This is a genomic window from Xanthomonas hortorum pv. pelargonii, from assembly GCF_024499015.1.
Classification (GTDB): domain Bacteria; phylum Pseudomonadota; class Gammaproteobacteria; order Xanthomonadales; family Xanthomonadaceae; genus Xanthomonas; species Xanthomonas hortorum_B.
The window spans coordinates 1,216,066-1,229,573 of sequence record NZ_CP098604.1 but is presented as its reverse complement, the minus strand read 5'-3'; the positions used below and the strand labels follow the sequence as shown (position 1 = coordinate 1,229,573).

At 60.1% G+C, this 13,508-nt stretch carries 23 protein-coding genes; all 23 read left to right on the top strand.

All coding sequences use genetic code 11. The features are described 5' to 3' along the window. Window positions 1-10 precede the first annotated feature (10 nt). The 23 genes from rpsG to rpmD all read left to right on the top strand — a co-directional run bounded on the left by rpsG (window position 11) and on the right by rpmD (window position 13,506). Window positions 11-478, top strand: a complete 468-nt coding sequence (gene rpsG / locus NDY25_RS05470) for a 30S ribosomal protein S7 (protein ID WP_006450629.1) — start codon at window positions 11-13, stop codon at window positions 476-478. A gap of 140 nt (window positions 479-618) precedes the next feature. Further along, complete coding sequence (gene fusA / locus NDY25_RS05465; RefSeq protein WP_006450630.1) at window positions 619-2,736, top strand: elongation factor G; 2,118 nt, start codon at window positions 619-621, stop codon at window positions 2,734-2,736. 50 nt (window positions 2,737-2,786) lie between these two features. After that, entirely contained in the window at window positions 2,787-3,977 is a 1,191-nt protein-coding gene (gene tuf / locus NDY25_RS05460; RefSeq protein ID WP_055819390.1) for an elongation factor Tu, read from the top strand. Between the two features lie 465 nt (window positions 3,978-4,442). Beyond that, on the top strand, window positions 4,443-4,754 hold the full coding sequence (gene rpsJ, locus NDY25_RS05455; RefSeq protein ID WP_003486723.1) for a 30S ribosomal protein S10: 312 nt from the start codon (window positions 4,443-4,445) through the stop codon (window positions 4,752-4,754). Between the two features lie 11 nt (window positions 4,755-4,765). Further along, complete coding sequence (gene rplC, locus NDY25_RS05450; RefSeq protein WP_006450633.1) at window positions 4,766-5,416, top strand: 50S ribosomal protein L3; 651 nt, start codon at window positions 4,766-4,768, stop codon at window positions 5,414-5,416. Window positions 5,417-5,428: 12 nt separating this feature from the next. Next, window positions 5,429-6,034: a 50S ribosomal protein L4 gene (rplD, locus tag NDY25_RS05445; RefSeq protein WP_023902821.1), complete on the top strand. Its 606-nt coding sequence runs from the start codon at window positions 5,429-5,431 to the stop codon at window positions 6,032-6,034. Then, window positions 6,031-6,330, top strand: coding sequence for a 50S ribosomal protein L23 (gene rplW / locus NDY25_RS05440; protein ID WP_002811694.1), 300 nt, complete (start codon window positions 6,031-6,033; stop codon window positions 6,328-6,330). Before rplD ends, rplW begins: the two co-directional genes overlap by 4 nt. Window positions 6,331-6,340: 10 nt before the next feature. After that, window positions 6,341-7,168, top strand: coding sequence for a 50S ribosomal protein L2 (rplB, locus tag NDY25_RS05435; RefSeq protein ID WP_168956973.1), 828 nt, complete (start codon window positions 6,341-6,343; stop codon window positions 7,166-7,168). Between the two features lie 6 nt (window positions 7,169-7,174). After that, window positions 7,175-7,444 carry a 30S ribosomal protein S19 gene (gene rpsS / locus NDY25_RS05430; protein WP_005993369.1) on the top strand — a complete coding sequence of 90 codons (270 nt, stop codon included), beginning with the start codon at window positions 7,175-7,177 and terminating at the stop codon, window positions 7,442-7,444. A gap of 12 nt (window positions 7,445-7,456) precedes the next feature. After that, the gene (gene rplV / locus NDY25_RS05425) at window positions 7,457-7,792 is read left to right on the top strand and encodes a 50S ribosomal protein L22 (RefSeq protein WP_002811686.1); all 336 of its coding nucleotides are present in this window, start codon (window positions 7,457-7,459) and stop codon (window positions 7,790-7,792) included. A 17-nt stretch (window positions 7,793-7,809) separates the two neighbouring features. After that, entirely contained in the window at window positions 7,810-8,544 is a 735-nt protein-coding gene (gene rpsC, locus NDY25_RS05420; RefSeq protein ID WP_006450636.1) for a 30S ribosomal protein S3, read from the top strand. 5 nt (window positions 8,545-8,549) lie between these two features. Beyond that, the gene (gene rplP, locus NDY25_RS05415) at window positions 8,550-8,963 is read left to right on the top strand and encodes a 50S ribosomal protein L16 (protein WP_006450637.1); all 414 of its coding nucleotides are present in this window, start codon (window positions 8,550-8,552) and stop codon (window positions 8,961-8,963) included. Further along, a complete protein-coding gene (gene rpmC / locus NDY25_RS05410; protein ID WP_006450638.1) occupies window positions 8,963-9,148 on the top strand; it encodes a 50S ribosomal protein L29 in 186 nt (61 codons plus the stop codon). Before rplP ends, rpmC begins: the two co-directional genes overlap by 1 nt. Window positions 9,149-9,159: 11 nt before the next feature. Next, window positions 9,160-9,429, top strand: coding sequence for a 30S ribosomal protein S17 (rpsQ, locus tag NDY25_RS05405; RefSeq protein ID WP_005993374.1), 270 nt, complete (start codon window positions 9,160-9,162; stop codon window positions 9,427-9,429). Between the two features lie 14 nt (window positions 9,430-9,443). Beyond that, window positions 9,444-9,812, top strand: a complete 369-nt coding sequence (gene rplN, locus NDY25_RS05400; RefSeq protein WP_003486699.1) for a 50S ribosomal protein L14 — start codon at window positions 9,444-9,446, stop codon at window positions 9,810-9,812. A 15-nt stretch (window positions 9,813-9,827) separates the two neighbouring features. Further along, window positions 9,828-10,145: a 50S ribosomal protein L24 gene (rplX, locus tag NDY25_RS05395; protein WP_006450639.1), complete on the top strand. Its 318-nt coding sequence runs from the start codon at window positions 9,828-9,830 to the stop codon at window positions 10,143-10,145. Window positions 10,146-10,156: 11 nt separating this feature from the next. Then, window positions 10,157-10,699, top strand: a complete 543-nt coding sequence (gene rplE / locus NDY25_RS05390; protein WP_006450640.1) for a 50S ribosomal protein L5 — start codon at window positions 10,157-10,159, stop codon at window positions 10,697-10,699. Window positions 10,700-10,717: 18 nt separating this feature from the next. After that, complete coding sequence (gene rpsN / locus NDY25_RS05385) at window positions 10,718-11,023, top strand: 30S ribosomal protein S14 (RefSeq protein ID WP_005917137.1); 306 nt, start codon at window positions 10,718-10,720, stop codon at window positions 11,021-11,023. 204 nt (window positions 11,024-11,227) lie between these two features. Beyond that, the gene (gene rpsH / locus NDY25_RS05380) at window positions 11,228-11,626 is read left to right on the top strand and encodes a 30S ribosomal protein S8 (RefSeq protein WP_006450641.1); all 399 of its coding nucleotides are present in this window, start codon (window positions 11,228-11,230) and stop codon (window positions 11,624-11,626) included. Between the two features lie 15 nt (window positions 11,627-11,641). Next, window positions 11,642-12,169 carry a 50S ribosomal protein L6 gene (gene rplF / locus NDY25_RS05375; protein WP_006450642.1) on the top strand — a complete coding sequence of 176 codons (528 nt, stop codon included), beginning with the start codon at window positions 11,642-11,644 and terminating at the stop codon, window positions 12,167-12,169. 91 nt (window positions 12,170-12,260) lie between these two features. Continuing rightward, entirely contained in the window at window positions 12,261-12,620 is a 360-nt protein-coding gene (rplR, locus tag NDY25_RS05370) for a 50S ribosomal protein L18 (protein ID WP_006450644.1), read from the top strand. Window positions 12,621-12,779: 159 nt separating this feature from the next. Continuing rightward, complete coding sequence (gene rpsE, locus NDY25_RS05365; RefSeq protein WP_003486682.1) at window positions 12,780-13,322, top strand: 30S ribosomal protein S5; 543 nt, start codon at window positions 12,780-12,782, stop codon at window positions 13,320-13,322. Continuing rightward, complete coding sequence (gene rpmD, locus NDY25_RS05360; RefSeq protein ID WP_006450646.1) at window positions 13,315-13,506, top strand: 50S ribosomal protein L30; 192 nt, start codon at window positions 13,315-13,317, stop codon at window positions 13,504-13,506. The genes rpsE and rpmD overlap by 8 nt, the downstream gene beginning before the upstream one ends. Window positions 13,507-13,508: the final 2 nt, after the last annotated feature.

Genomic DNA, 13,508 nt, shown 5'->3' with positions numbered 1-13,508 from the left:
AAATACTCCAATGTCCCGTAAAGGTTCTACTCCGCAGCGCACCGTCCTGCCTGATCCAAAGCATGGCAGCGAAACCATTGCCCGCTTCATCAATATGGTGATGCAAAGTGGCAAGAAGTCGGTTGCTGAGAAAATTGTCTATGGCGCGATGGACGTCATTGGCGAAAAGAATCCGAATGCCGTCGAGCTGGTGCAGAAAGCACTGGACAACGTGGCCCCGGCTGTCGAAGTTAAATCGCGTCGCGTCGGTGGTGCTACCTATCAGGTGCCCGTCGAAGTGCGCTCCTCCCGTCGCACGGCGCTGGCAATGCGCTGGTTGATCGATTCCGCGCGTAAGCGTGGCGAGAACACCATGCCGCGCAAGCTGGCTGCAGAACTGTTGGACGCCTCGGAAAGCCGTGGCGGCGCGATCAAGAAGCGCGAAGAGACGCACCGTATGGCGGAGGCGAACAAGGCGTTCGCACACTACCGCTGGTGACCTCGTGGGCCTTGGTAACGGGGCCCTTCAGCACCATCTGAGTGCTGTTTGCGACGCGCGATTAGCGTCGCATCTAAATCCGAAGGCCGCCGAAAGGCGGCGTTCGGCCATCCGAAATCCAAGAAATTGAGAGGCTCCCCGTGGCCCGCACCACCCCTATCGAGCGTTACCGCAACTTCGGCATCATGGCCCACATCGATGCCGGCAAGACCACCACATCCGAACGCATCCTGTTTTACACCGGCGTCAGTCACAAGATCGGCGAAGTCCATGACGGCGCTGCGGTGATGGACTGGATGGAGCAGGAGCAGGAGCGTGGTATCACCATCACTTCCGCTGCCACCACCGCGTTCTGGTCGGGTATGGACAAGTCCATGCCGCAGCATCGCCTCAACATCATCGACACCCCTGGGCACGTCGACTTCACCATCGAAGTGGAGCGCTCCTTGCGCGTGCTCGACGGTGCGGTGTTCGTACTGTGCGCCGTGGGTGGCGTGCAGCCGCAGTCCGAGACCGTGTGGCGGCAGGCCAACAAGTATTCCGTGCCGCGCATGGCTTTCGTCAACAAGATGGACCGTACCGGTGCCAACTTCGACAAGGTCGTCGAGCAGCTGAAGGCCCGTCTGGGAGCCTACGCCGTGCCGATGCAGGTGCCGATCGGTGCTGAAGACGGTTTCGAGGGCGTGGTCGACCTGCTGAAGATGAAGGCGATCCATTGGGATGTTGCCTCGCAGGGCACCACCTTCGAATACGGTGACATCCCGGCCGATCTGGTCGAGATTGCGACCGAGGCGCGTTCGTTCATGGTTGAAGCGGCTGCAGAAGCCAGCGAAGACCTGATGGACAAGTACCTCAACGAAGGCGACCTGACCGAAGAAGAGATTCTGGTGGGTCTGCGCGAGCGCACCCTGAAGGTCGAGATCGTGCCGGTGTTCTGTGGCTCGGCGTTCAAGAACAAGGGCGTGCAGGCCATGCTCGACGGCGTCGTGCACCTGTTGCCGTCGCCGGCCGACCGTCCGCCGGTCCAGGGCATCGACGAAGACGAGAAGGAAGACACCCGTCCGGCGACCGATACCGCGCCGTTCTCGGCGTTGGCGTTCAAGATCATGACCGACCCGTTCGTGGGCTCGCTGACGTTCTTCCGTGTCTATTCGGGCACGCTGAACTCCGGCGACCAGGTCTATAACCCGGTCAAGTCGAAGAAAGAGCGCGTGGGCCGCATCCTGCAGATGCACTCCAACAATCGCGAAGAGATCAAGGAAGTGCGCGCTGGCGACATCGCCGCAGCCGTGGGTCTGAAGGACGTCACCACCGGCGATACGCTGTGTGCGCAGGACAAGATCATCACCCTGGAACGCATGATTTTCCCGGAGCCGGTGATCTCGATGGCGGTGGAGCCGAAGACCAAGTCGGACCAGGAAAAGATGGGTACGGCGCTGGGTCGTCTGGCGCAGGAAGATCCCTCGTTCCGCGTCAAGACCGACGAAGAATCCGGCCAGACCATCATCTCCGGCATGGGCGAGTTGCACCTGGACATCATCGTCGACCGCATGCGTCGCGAGTTCAATGTCGAGGCCAACGTTGGCAAGCCGCAGGTTGCGTATCGCGAAACGATCCGCAAGACCGACGTCAAGTCCGACTACAAGCACGCCAAGCAGTCCGGTGGTAAGGGTCAGTACGGTCACGTGGTGATCGAGCTGTCGCCGATGACCGAAGAAGATCGCAAGAACGACAACGTCAAAGACGATTTCCTCTTCATCAACGACATCACTGGCGGCATCATTCCGAAGGAATTCATCCCCTCGGTCGAAAAGGGTCTGCGCGAAACGATCACCAGTGGTCCGATCGCCGGCTTCCCGGTGGTGGGTGTCAAGGTCAAGCTCGTGTTCGGCTCGTACCATGACGTCGACTCCTCGGAAATGGCGTTCAAGCTGGCCGCGTCGATGGCGTTCAAGCAGGGCTTTGCGAAAGCCAGCCCGGTGTTGCTTGAGCCGATCATGAAGGTCGAGATCGTCAGCCCGGAGGATTACCTGGGTGACGTGATGGGCGACGTGAGCCGCCGTCGTGGCGTGTTGCAGGGTCAGGACGACAGCCCGTCGGGCAAGATCATCAATGCGATGATTCCGCTGGGTGAGATGTTCGGTTACGCGACTTCGCTGCGCTCGATGAGCCAGGGTCGTGCGACGTTCTCGATGGAATTCGACCATTACGAAGAGGCGCCGACCAACATCGCCGACGCCGTCACCAAGAAGGGCTGAGTTCGCTCAGTCGCTTCAAACAAAAATTTCCAATTAGAGGTTAGTGAGTCATGGCAAAAGCTAAATTTGAGCGCAAGAAGCCGCACGTGAACGTCGGCACCATCGGTCACGTCGACCATGGCAAGACCACGTTGACCGCTGCGCTGACCAAGATCGGTGCCGAGCGTTTCGGTGGCGAGTTCAAGGCGTACGACGCGATCGACGCAGCGCCGGAAGAGAAGGCACGCGGCATCACGATCTCGACCGCACACGTCGAGTACGAATCCGAGAACCGTCACTACGCGCACGTCGATTGCCCCGGCCACGCCGACTACGTCAAGAACATGATCACCGGTGCAGCGCAGATGGATGGCGCGATCCTGGTGTGTTCGGCTGCCGATGGCCCGATGCCGCAGACCCGTGAGCACATCCTGCTCTCGCGTCAGGTCGGTGTGCCGCACATCGTCGTGTTCCTGAACAAGGCCGACATGGTCGACGACGCCGAGCTGCTCGAGCTGGTCGAGATGGAAGTGCGTGAACTCCTGAGCAAGTACGAGTTCCCGGGCGACGACACCCCGATCATCCACGGTTCGGCCCGTCTGGCGCTGGAAGGCGATCAGAGCGAAATCGGCGTGCCGGCGATCCTGCGCCTGGTCGAAGCCCTCGACACCTTCATCCCGGAGCCGACGCGCGACGTCGACCGTCCGTTCCTGATGCCGGTCGAAGACGTGTTCTCGATCTCGGGTCGTGGCACCGTGGTGACCGGTCGTATCGAGCGCGGCATCATCAAGGTCGGCGACGAAATCGAAATCGTCGGTATCCGCGACACGCAGAAGACCACCGTCACCGGCGTTGAAATGTTCCGCAAGCTGCTGGATCAGGGTCAGGCGGGCGACAACGCCGGTCTGCTGCTGCGCGGCACCAAGCGTGACGACGTGGAGCGCGGCCAGGTGCTGTGCAAGCCGGGTTCGATCAAGCCGCACACCGAGTTCGAAGCCGAAGTCTATGTGCTGTCGAAGGATGAGGGTGGTCGTCATACCCCGTTCTTCAAGGGCTACCGTCCGCAGTTCTACTTCCGCACCACCGACATCACTGGCGCGTGCCAGTTGCCGGAAGGCGTGGAGATGGTGATGCCGGGCGACAACGTGAAGATGGTCGTGACCCTGATCAACCCGGTCGCGATGGACGAAGGTCTGCGCTTCGCCATTCGTGAAGGCGGCCGTACCGTCGGCGCCGGCGTGGTTGCCAAGATCATCAAGTAAGTGCCTGCGGTCTGGCGACGTCTCGTCGCCGGATCAGCAAGTAAGCAACGCAAAGGGTCGGCGCAAGCCGGCCCTTTTTGTTGGGCGGAAATCTGCGCGTACAGAGTCATTTGCGGGGCGGGGTGCTTGCGTCAATAAAAACACCTCGCTATAATACGCGGCTCGGTGTCCCTGGGTAGGGCGCGGAGTTACAGCGAAAAGAACGGCAGGAAGCCGCTCGTGTTCGCCAGACCGGGAAGGTCGCGTTGCATGGAGCACTCAACAACTCACGTGTTGTTGACGGTGCTCTCGTTGCGCACTATACTTTTCCGTCTGGGCAGACCGGTTTACCGGCCTGCCTCAGTTTTTGGGCGGAGGAAATGCCCTCGCTGGCAGGACGCACGGCGATTTCATCTACGCAGGAATATCGGGGCAGGTATCCCAGAGGCCTTGCCCGTCGCTCTTTTAACGAAGGAAGCTTCCGTCATGTCGGAACAAAAGATCCGGATTCGGTTGAAGGCGTTCGATCATCGATTGATCGACCGTTCGGCCAGCGAGATCGTCGAAACGGCTAAGCGGACCGGCGCGCAAGTGCGTGGCCCGATCCCGTTGCCGACCAAGATCGAACGTTACACCATCCTCGTATCCCCGCATGCCGACAAGGATGCGCGTGACCAATACGAAACCCGCACGCACAAGCGTGTGCTCGATATCGTCGACCCGAACGACAAGACCGTGGACGCGCTGATGAAGCTCGAACTCGCGGCTGGCGTCGACGTCCAGATCAAGCTGACCTGAGGACTACGACCATGACGAAGAAATATTCGTTGGGCTTCGTAGGCCGCAAGGCTGGTATGAGCCGCGTCTTTACTGAAGACGGCCGCTCGGTACCGGTCACGCTGATCGAAGCAACTCCAAACCGCATCGCGCAGATCAAGACCGTTGAGGCTGACGGCTACAGCGCAGTGCAGATTACCGTTGGTGCCCGTCGCGCCGCACTGGTCAACAAGCCGGCTGCTGGTCACTTCGCCAAGGCGAAGGTGGAAGCGGGTCGCGGCCTGTGGGAATTCCGCGTTGAAGATGCGCAGCTCGGCGATTTCGCCGTCGGCGGCGAGATCAAGGCGGACATCTTCGAGGTCGGCCAGAAGGTCGACGTCCAGGGCGTCACCAAGGGTAAGGGTTTCCAGGGCACCATCAAGCGCTACAACTTCCGTATGGGCGATGCAACTCACGGTAACTCGCTGTCGCATCGCGCGCCGGGTTCGTTGGGTCAGCGCCAGACCCCGGGTCGTGTTTTCCCGGGTAAGAAGATGTCGGGCCACATGGGCGCCGTGCAGCAAAGCACGCAGAACCTGGAAGTGGTCAAGGTCGACGTCGAGCGTGGTCTGATTGCTATCCGCGGCGCCGTGCCTGGCGCAGCTGGTGGCGACGTGATCGTCCGTCCGGCGAGCAAGGCATAAGGAGAGATGACGATGGAACTCGTTATCACGGGTAGTAACAACAAGGTCTCGGTCTCCGATGCCGTGTTCGGTCGCGAATTCAGCGAAGATCTGGTTCACCAGGTCGTCGTCGCTTATCGCAATGCCGGTCGCGCTGGTACCAAGGCTCAGAAGACACGTTCGGAAGTTGCGGGCACGACCAAGAAGTCGAAGAAGCAGAAGGGCGGCGGTGCGCGTCATGGCGCGCTGACGGCTCCGATCTTCGTCGGTGGCGGCGTGACCTTCGCGGCCAAGCCGCGCAGCTTCGAACAGAAAGTCAACCGCAAGATGTACCGTGCGGCCATCTGCGCGATCTTCTCTGAGCTTAATCGCCAGGGTCGCCTGATGATCGTCGAAGCGTTCGACGTCGAAGCAACCAAGACCCAGGGTCTGATCGAGAAGCTGAAGGGACTGGACGTGGGCAAGCGCCCGCTGATCGTCACCGAGGAAGCCTCCGAGCACCTGTACCTGTCCGCTCGCAATCTGCCGTATGTGCAGGTGCGTGATGTGCAGGGTCTGGATCCGGTCGCTCTGGTCGGGGCCGATACGGTCGTGATCACCGCCGATGCGGTCAAGAAGATCGAGGAGTGGCTGGCATGAGCAGCAACGAAAAAATCTTCAGCGTGCTGCGTGCTCCGCGAGTCTCTGAAAAGACCGCGCGCCTGCAGGAAATCTCCAACCAGTATGTCTTCGAAGTTTCGAACGAAGCCACCAAAGCCGATGTAAAGGCCGCGGTTGAGCAGCTGTTCGACGTCAAGGTCAAAGCTGTCAACGTGGTCAACGTCAAGGGCAAGAGCAAGTCCTTCCGTAACCGTGCTGGTAGCCGCGGCAATTGGCGCAAGGCGTACGTCCGCCTGGTTGATGGTCAGTCCATCGACGTAACGGCTAAGGCCTGAGGTCCATCCCATGCCATTGATGAAGTTCAAACCCACCTCTCCCGGCCGTCGTTCCGCCGTGCGTGTGGTTACTCCCGATCTGCACAAGGGCGCACCGCACGCGGCGCTGCTCGAGTCGCAGAGCAAGTCCGGTGGTCGTAACCACCATGGCCGCATCACCGTGCGTCACGTCGGTCGTGGCCACAAGCAGCAGTACCGCATCATCGACTTCAAGCGCAACAAGGAAGGCATTCCGGCGCGTGTGGAGCGGATCGAATACGATCCGAACCGTACCGCTCATATCGCCCTGCTGTGCTATGTCGACGGCGAGCGTCGCTACATCATTGCCCCCAAGGGCTTGAAGGCTGGCGATCAGGTCATTGCCGGTGCCAACGCACCGATCAAGACCGGCAACACGCTGCCGCTGCGCAACATCCCGGTCGGTACGACGGTGCACGGTATCGAGCTGAAGCCGGGTAAGGGCGCTCAGATCGCACGTGCTGCCGGTGCTGCCGTCCAGCTGGTCGCTCGCGAAGGCATCTATGCCACGCTGCGTCTGCGCTCGGGTGAAATGCGCAAGGTGCCGGTCGAGTGCCGCGCCACCATCGGTGAAGTCGGTAACGACGAGCACAACCTCGAGAAGCTGGGCAAGGCTGGCGCCAAGCGCTGGCGCGGTGTTCGTCCGACAGTTCGCGGTGCGGCCATGAACCCGGTCGACCATCCGCACGGTGGTGGTGAAGCGAAGGCTGGTCAGGGTAATCCGCATCCGGTCACCCCGTGGGGTGTTCCGACCAAGGGTTACAAGACGCGCAAGAACAAGCGCACCCAGCAATTCATCGTCCGCGATCGTAGGGGCTAATCGACCATGGCACGTTCACTTAAGAAGGGCCCGTTCGTCGATCACCACCTTGCAAAGAAGGTGGAGTCCGCTGCGGGTAGCAAGAAGCCGATCAAGACCTGGTCGCGCCGTTCGATGATCCTGCCCGAAATGGTAGGCATCACCATCGCCGTGCATAACGGTAAGAACCACATTCCGGTGCTCGTCAACGAGAATATGGTCGGCCACAAGCTCGGCGAATTTGCCGTCACCCGGACCTTCAAGGGTCACGGTGGCGACAAGAAGTCGAGCAGGTAAGGAGAGATGACGATGGAAGCGAAAGCAATCCTGCGCACCGCGCGCATCTCCCCGCAGAAGGCCCGCCTGGTCGCTGATCAGGTGCGTGGACTGTCCGCCGAACGTGCGGTCAATCTGCTGAAGTTCTCGGACAAGAAGGCTGCACACCTGATCAAAAAGGTAGTGGAGTCGGCTATTGCAAATGCCGAGAACAATCAGGGCGCGGATGTCGACGAGCTGAAGGTCAAGACCATCATGGTTGATGAAGGTCCCTCCCTGAAGCGTTTCATGGCGCGGGCGAAAGGCCGCGGTACCCGCATCCTCAAGCGCACCAGTCACATCACTGTGATTGTTGGCGCCGCCAAGTAAGCGGAAAGGAAAAGACCATGGGTCATAAAGTTCATCCGACTGGAATCCGTCTTGGCATCGCCAAGGACTGGAATTCCAAGTGGTACGCAAACAAGGCCGATTTTGCCGGTTATCTGGCAGCCGACCTGAAAGTGCGTGAAATGCTGCGCAAGAAGCTCGCGCAGGCAGGTATCAGCAAGATCTTGATCGAGCGCCCTGCCAAAACCGCCCGCGTGACGATCCACACTGCCCGTCCGGGCGTGGTGATCGGCAAGCGTGGTGAGGACATCGAAAAGCTGCGTAAGGAAGTGAGCGCGATGATGGGTGTTCCTGCCCACATCAACGTCACCGAAGTGCGCAAGCCGGAGCTGGATGCGCAGCTGGTCGCCGAGTCGATCGCGCAGCAGCTAGAGCGTCGCATCATGTTCCGCCGTGCAATGAAGCGCTCGGTCGGTAACGCGATGCGCCTGGGTGCCCTGGGCATCAAGGTCAACGTGGCTGGCCGCCTCAACGGTGCAGAAATCGCCCGTTCGGAGTGGTACCGCGAAGGCCGCGTGCCGCTGCACACGCTACGTGCCGACATTGATTATGGTTTTGCCGAGGCGTCCACGACGTACGGCATCATCGGTATCAAGGTCTGGATCTATAAGGGTGAGGTCTTTGACTTCTCCCAGGTTGGCCAGGAGAAGCAGGACGACAGCCCGCGCAACGATCGTAACGATCGCGGCGACCGTGGTGACCGTCCTTCGCGCCCGGCTCGTGAAGCGAGGTAACGGCAATGTTGCAACCCAAGCGAACCAAATATCGCAAGATGCACAAGGGCCGTAACGACGGCCTGGCATGGAGCGGAAACGCCGTCAGCTTCGGCGAGTACGGCCTCAAGGCAACCGCGCACGGTCAGCTGACCGCGCGTCAGATTGAAGCAGCACGTCGTACGATCAGCCGCCACGTCAAAAAGGGCGGCAAGATGTGGATTCGTGTGTTCCCCGACAAGCCGATCACCAAGAAGCCGATCGAAGTCCGCATGGGCTCCGGTAAGGGCAACGTGGAGTACTGGGTCGCGCAGATTCAGCCGGGTCGCATGATCTATGAAATCGAAGGTATTCCCGAAGATGTCGCACGTGAGGCATTCCGCCTTGCCGCCGCGAAGCTGTCGGTGACTACCACTTTCGTGACCCGGACGGTGCGCTGATGGACATCAAACAACTCCGCGAGAAGTCGGCTGACGAACTGAAGGCCCACCTGACCGATTTGCGTAAGGAGCAGTTCTCGCTCCGTATGCAGCAGGTCACCGGCCAGCTGCCGAAGACCCACGATACCCGCCGGGTACGCCGCGAGATTGCTCGCGTCAAGTACCTGCTCGGCAGCACCAAGTAAGGACGGCCGCGATGAGCGATAACAACGAAAAGCAAGCGCTGCGCACGGTCGAAGGCCGTGTCGTCAGCAACAAGATGGACAAGACGGTCACCGTGTTGGTGGAGCGCCAGGTCAAGCATGCTCTGTACGGCAAGTACATCAAGCGCTCGACCAAGCTGCACGCACACGACGCCGACAATGCCTGTAATGAAGGCGACGTCGTGCGTGTGACCGAGATTGCTCCAATGTCCAAGACCAAGAACTGGCGGGTGGTTGAAATCGTCACCCGTTCGGCCGGCTAAGGGAGATCTGAATCATGATCCAGATGCAGAGCTACCTCGATGTGGCCGACAATTCGGGTGCCAAGGAAGTGATGTGCATCAAGGTGCTGGGCGGCTCGAAGCGCCGCTACGCACACATTGGTGACATCATCAAGGTGACCGTCAAGGACGCCATTCCGCGTGGCAAGGTCAAGAAAGGCGAAGTCTACGACGCCGTCGTGGTGCGTACCCGCAAGGGTGTGCGCCGTCCCGACGGTTCGCTGATTCGCTTCGATGGCAACGCCGCTGTGCTGTTGAACAATAAGCAGGAGCCGATCGGGACCCGCATCTTCGGGCCGGTGACGCGCGAGCTGCGTTCCGAGAAGTTCATGAAGATCGTCTCGCTCGCTCCCGAAGTGCTGTGAGCGGAGGACATATACATGGCTAACCGTATCAAGAAGGGCGACCAGGTCGTCATCAATACCGGCAAGGACAAGGGTAAGCAGGGTGAAGTTGTGCGTGTGGATGGCGATCGCGTGATCGTCTCCAATGCCAACATCATCAAGCGCCACACCAAGCCGAACCCGCAGGCGGGTGTCGCCGGCGGCGTGGTCGAGCGTGAAGCGTCGATCCATATCTCCAACGTCAATATCGTCAACCCGGCAACGGGCAAGGGCGAGCGCGTTGGCTTCAAGGTGCTGGAGGATGGACGCAAATTGCGTGTGTTCCGCTCCAGCGGTGAGGCGCTCGACGCCTGAGGAATGCGATCATGAACACTCGTCTCGAAAAGTTTTACAAGGAAAACGTGGTGCCGGCCCTGATGAAGGAGTTCGGCTACACCAATCCGATGCAGGTGCCGAGGCTGGTCAAGGTCACGCTCAATATGGGCGTGGGCGAGGCGGCCACCAACAAGAAGATTCTGGAAAATGCAGTCGGCGACATGTCCAAGATCTCCGGTCAAAAGCCGGTGGTCACCAAGTCGCGCGTTTCGGTCGCATCGTTCAAGATCCGTGACGGTTGGCCGATCGGCTGCAAGACCACGTTGCGTCGCGCCAAGATGTACGAGTTCCTGGATCGTCTGATCAACATCTCGCTGCCGCGCGTGCGCGACTTCCGTGGTGTTTCCGGTCGTTCCTTTGACGGTCGTGGCAATTTCAACATGGGTGTGAAGGAACAGATCATCTTCCCGGAAATCGATTTCGACGCTGTCGACGCGATCCGCGGTATGGATATCGCCATCACCACCACCGCCAAGACGGATGCGGAAGCGAAGGCGCTGCTGGCAGCGTTCAAGTTCCCGTTCCGTAACTGACCGTAGAGGACATCCGAAATGGCAAAGACCTCCATGATCCACCGCGACATCAAGCGTGCAAAGTTGGCGAAGAAATTTGCCGGCAAGCGTGATGCGCTGAAGAAGATCCTCTCCAGTCAGGATGCGTCCTACGAAGAGAAGATCGATGCCTCGACCAAGTTGCAGAAGCTGCCGCGCGATTCGTCGCCGAGCCGCCACCGCAACCGTTGCGAACTTTCCGGTCGTCCGCGCGGTGTCTACCGCAAGTTCGGTCTGGGTCGCAACATGCTGCGCAAGGCCACGATGAACGGCGACGTTCCGGGCCTGCGTAAGGCAAGCTGGTAACAGCTTTCCGGCCGTTCGCGGCCGGTTTGAACAGGATTGTTCTGTTCAACAAGGGAGTCCGACGCAAGTCGGGCTCTTTTGTCGTATACTTCCGCTTCTATCTTGCCTGTACAGGCTTGGCACGTCGTAAAGGGTCCTGGCCCATCCCCAGGAAAACACAAGATTTTCGCGAAAGCGGATATCGGTGCACTCAAAGGTACTCATATGAGCATGACTGATCCCATCGCCGACCTGCTGGTACGCATCAAGAATGCGGCCGCGGTTGGTAAGCAGACGGTGAAATTGCCGTCGTCCAAGATCAAGGTTGCGATCGCCCAAGTCCTGAAGGACGAGGGTTACATCACCGACCTGCGCGTGACAGCGACCGAGAACAACAAGTCGGAGCTGGAAATCGTGCTGAAGTATTTCGAAGGCCGTCCGGTCATCGAGACCTTGAAGCGTTTCTCGCGCTCGGGTCTGCGCCAGTACCGCGGCAAGACCGAGCTGCCCAAGGTCCTGGGTGGACTGGGCGTCGCCATCATCTCCACGTCGAAAGGCATCATGACCGATGCGCAGGCTCGCGAAGCCGGCGTTGGTGGTGAAGTCCTGTGCTTCGTGGCCTAAGGGAAGGAATCGAACATGTCCCGTGTAGCCAAGAAGCCTGTGTCCCTTCCGAAGGGTGTTGAGCTCAACGTCCAGCCCGAGCTGGTCAGCGTCAAGGGCCCGAAAGGCACCCTGACCCTGCCGAAGCCGGTTGGCGTCGAAATCGCCATCGACGGCGATGTTGCAACCCTGTCGGCCAATGATCCGTCGCAGCTGGCCATCACCGGCACCGTGCGCGCCATCCTGGCCAACATGGTCAAGGGTGTGTCCGACGGCTTCGAGCGCAAGCTTGAGCTGGTCGGCGTCGGTTACCGCGCCGCCATGCAGGGCAAGGATCTGAGCCTGGCGCTCGGTTTCTCGCACCCGCTGGTGTTCGTGGCGCCGGAAGGCATCACGCTGTCGACCCCGACCCAGACCGAAATTCTGGTCCAGGGTGCCGACAAGCAGCGCGTCGGCGAAGTCGCCGCCAAAATTCGCGGTTTCCGTCCGCCGGAGCCCTACAAGGGCAAGGGTGTGAAGTACGCCGGTGAAGTCATCATTCGCAAGGAAGCCAAGAAGGCGTAAGGCAGGTCCCTCTGCTAGGAGCCCGGCCATCCATGGCCGGACTTTTCAATGCAAAAGCCTGTTTTCCTTCAGCTTCCGTAGGATAAATATCATGAGCATCAACAAGAACATCGCCCGTCTGCGTCGCGCCAAGTCCACCCGTTCGCACATTCGTGAGCTGGGCGTCGCCCGCTTGTCGGTGCTGCGCACCGGCCAGCATCTGTATGCGCAGGTCTTCACTGCCGACGGCTCCAAAGTGATCGCTGCTGCGAACACGCTGCAGGCCGACGTCAAGGAAGGTCTGAAGAACGGCAAGAACAGCGATGCGGCCGTCAAGGTCGGCAAGCTGATCGCCGAGCGCGCCAAGGCTGCGGGTATCGAGAAGGTCGCATTCGATCGCTCGGGCTACCGCTACCACGGCCGTATCAAGGCGCTGGCTGACGCAGCTCGCGAAGGCGGCTTGAAGTTCTAAGCACTGCTGCGACTGTGGCCATCGTCCACAGTCGCGTTACCGCCGGCAGGGGAGATGCCGGACTGTCCCGTTCTTTTGCAACGGTGCCGGGAACACAGTTCCATTCCACAACCATAAGCGGCCCCGAGCCGTACATACTCAATCAATCAAGGAATCAAGATGGCAGAAGAACGTGCACCGCGGGGTCGTGATCGCGACCGTAACCGCGAAGAGAAAGTCGACGATGGCATGATCGAGAAGCTGGTCGCGGTCAATCGCGTCAGCAAGACGGTCAAGGGCGGTCGCCAGTTCACCTTCACCGCGTTGACCGTGGTCGGCGATGGTCTGGGCAAGGTTGGTTTCGGTTACGGCAAGGCGCGCGAAGTGCCGGTCGCCATTCAGAAGTCGATGGAGCAGGCGCGCAAGAATCTGGCGACTGTCGATCTGAACAACGGCACCTTGTGGCATGCCGTCAAGTCCGGTCATGGCGCGGCTCGCGTTTACATGCAGCCTGCTTCGGAAGGTACCGGCGTCATCGCGGGCGGCGCCATGCGCGCTGTGCTTGAGGCGGTTGGCGTGAAGAACGTGCTGGCCAAGGCGGTCGGTTCGCGTAATCCGATCAACTTGGTGCGTGCAACGCTGAAGGGTCTGTCGGAAGTGCAGTCGCCGGCGCGTGTTGCGGCCAAGCGCGGCAAGAAGGTGGAGGAGCTCAACCATGGCTAAGGACACTGGCAAGACTGTGAAGGTGCGCCTGGTGCGCGGCCTGCGTGGTACCCAGTCGCGTCACCGCCTGTCGGTGCATGCGTTGGGCCTGAATAAGATCAACGATGTGCGTGAACTCAAGGACAGCCCGCAGGTGCGTGGCCTGATCAATACGGTTCACTACCTCGTCAAGGTTGAGGACTAATC

Excerpts from the sequence above, each read along its gene's own strand:
- tuf (WP_055819390.1), top strand. The coding sequence starts at position 2,787 with ATGGCAAAAGCTAAATTTGAGCGCAAGAAGCCGCACGTGAACGTCGGC.
- rpmD (WP_006450646.1), top strand. The coding sequence starts at position 13,315 with ATGGCTAAGGACACTGGCAAGACTGTGAAGGTGCGCCTGGTGCGCGGC.
- rpsC (WP_006450636.1), top strand. The coding sequence starts at position 7,810 with ATGGGTCATAAAGTTCATCCGACTGGAATCCGTCTTGGCATCGCCAAG.
- rpsN (WP_005917137.1), top strand. The coding sequence starts at position 10,718 with ATGGCAAAGACCTCCATGATCCACCGCGACATCAAGCGTGCAAAGTTG.
- rpsE (WP_003486682.1), top strand. The coding sequence starts at position 12,780 with ATGGCAGAAGAACGTGCACCGCGGGGTCGTGATCGCGACCGTAACCGC.
- rplB (WP_168956973.1), top strand. The coding sequence starts at position 6,341 with ATGCCATTGATGAAGTTCAAACCCACCTCTCCCGGCCGTCGTTCCGCC.
- rplR (WP_006450644.1), top strand. The coding sequence starts at position 12,261 with ATGAGCATCAACAAGAACATCGCCCGTCTGCGTCGCGCCAAGTCCACC.
- rplN (WP_003486699.1), top strand. The coding sequence starts at position 9,444 with ATGATCCAGATGCAGAGCTACCTCGATGTGGCCGACAATTCGGGTGCC.
- rpsG (WP_006450629.1), top strand. The coding sequence starts at position 11 with ATGTCCCGTAAAGGTTCTACTCCGCAGCGCACCGTCCTGCCTGATCCA.
- rplE (WP_006450640.1), top strand. The coding sequence starts at position 10,157 with ATGAACACTCGTCTCGAAAAGTTTTACAAGGAAAACGTGGTGCCGGCC.
- rplF (WP_006450642.1), top strand. The coding sequence starts at position 11,642 with ATGTCCCGTGTAGCCAAGAAGCCTGTGTCCCTTCCGAAGGGTGTTGAG.
- rpsH (WP_006450641.1), top strand. The coding sequence starts at position 11,228 with ATGAGCATGACTGATCCCATCGCCGACCTGCTGGTACGCATCAAGAAT.
- rpsJ (WP_003486723.1), top strand. The coding sequence starts at position 4,443 with ATGTCGGAACAAAAGATCCGGATTCGGTTGAAGGCGTTCGATCATCGA.
- rplX (WP_006450639.1), top strand. The coding sequence starts at position 9,828 with ATGGCTAACCGTATCAAGAAGGGCGACCAGGTCGTCATCAATACCGGC.
- rpmC (WP_006450638.1), top strand. The coding sequence starts at position 8,963 with ATGGACATCAAACAACTCCGCGAGAAGTCGGCTGACGAACTGAAGGCC.
- rplW (WP_002811694.1), top strand. The coding sequence starts at position 6,031 with ATGAGCAGCAACGAAAAAATCTTCAGCGTGCTGCGTGCTCCGCGAGTC.
- rplP (WP_006450637.1), top strand. The coding sequence starts at position 8,550 with ATGTTGCAACCCAAGCGAACCAAATATCGCAAGATGCACAAGGGCCGT.
- rplD (WP_023902821.1), top strand. The coding sequence starts at position 5,429 with ATGGAACTCGTTATCACGGGTAGTAACAACAAGGTCTCGGTCTCCGAT.
- rplC (WP_006450633.1), top strand. The coding sequence starts at position 4,766 with ATGACGAAGAAATATTCGTTGGGCTTCGTAGGCCGCAAGGCTGGTATG.
- rpsS (WP_005993369.1), top strand. The coding sequence starts at position 7,175 with ATGGCACGTTCACTTAAGAAGGGCCCGTTCGTCGATCACCACCTTGCA.
- rplV (WP_002811686.1), top strand. The coding sequence starts at position 7,457 with ATGGAAGCGAAAGCAATCCTGCGCACCGCGCGCATCTCCCCGCAGAAG.
- rpsQ (WP_005993374.1), top strand. The coding sequence starts at position 9,160 with ATGAGCGATAACAACGAAAAGCAAGCGCTGCGCACGGTCGAAGGCCGT.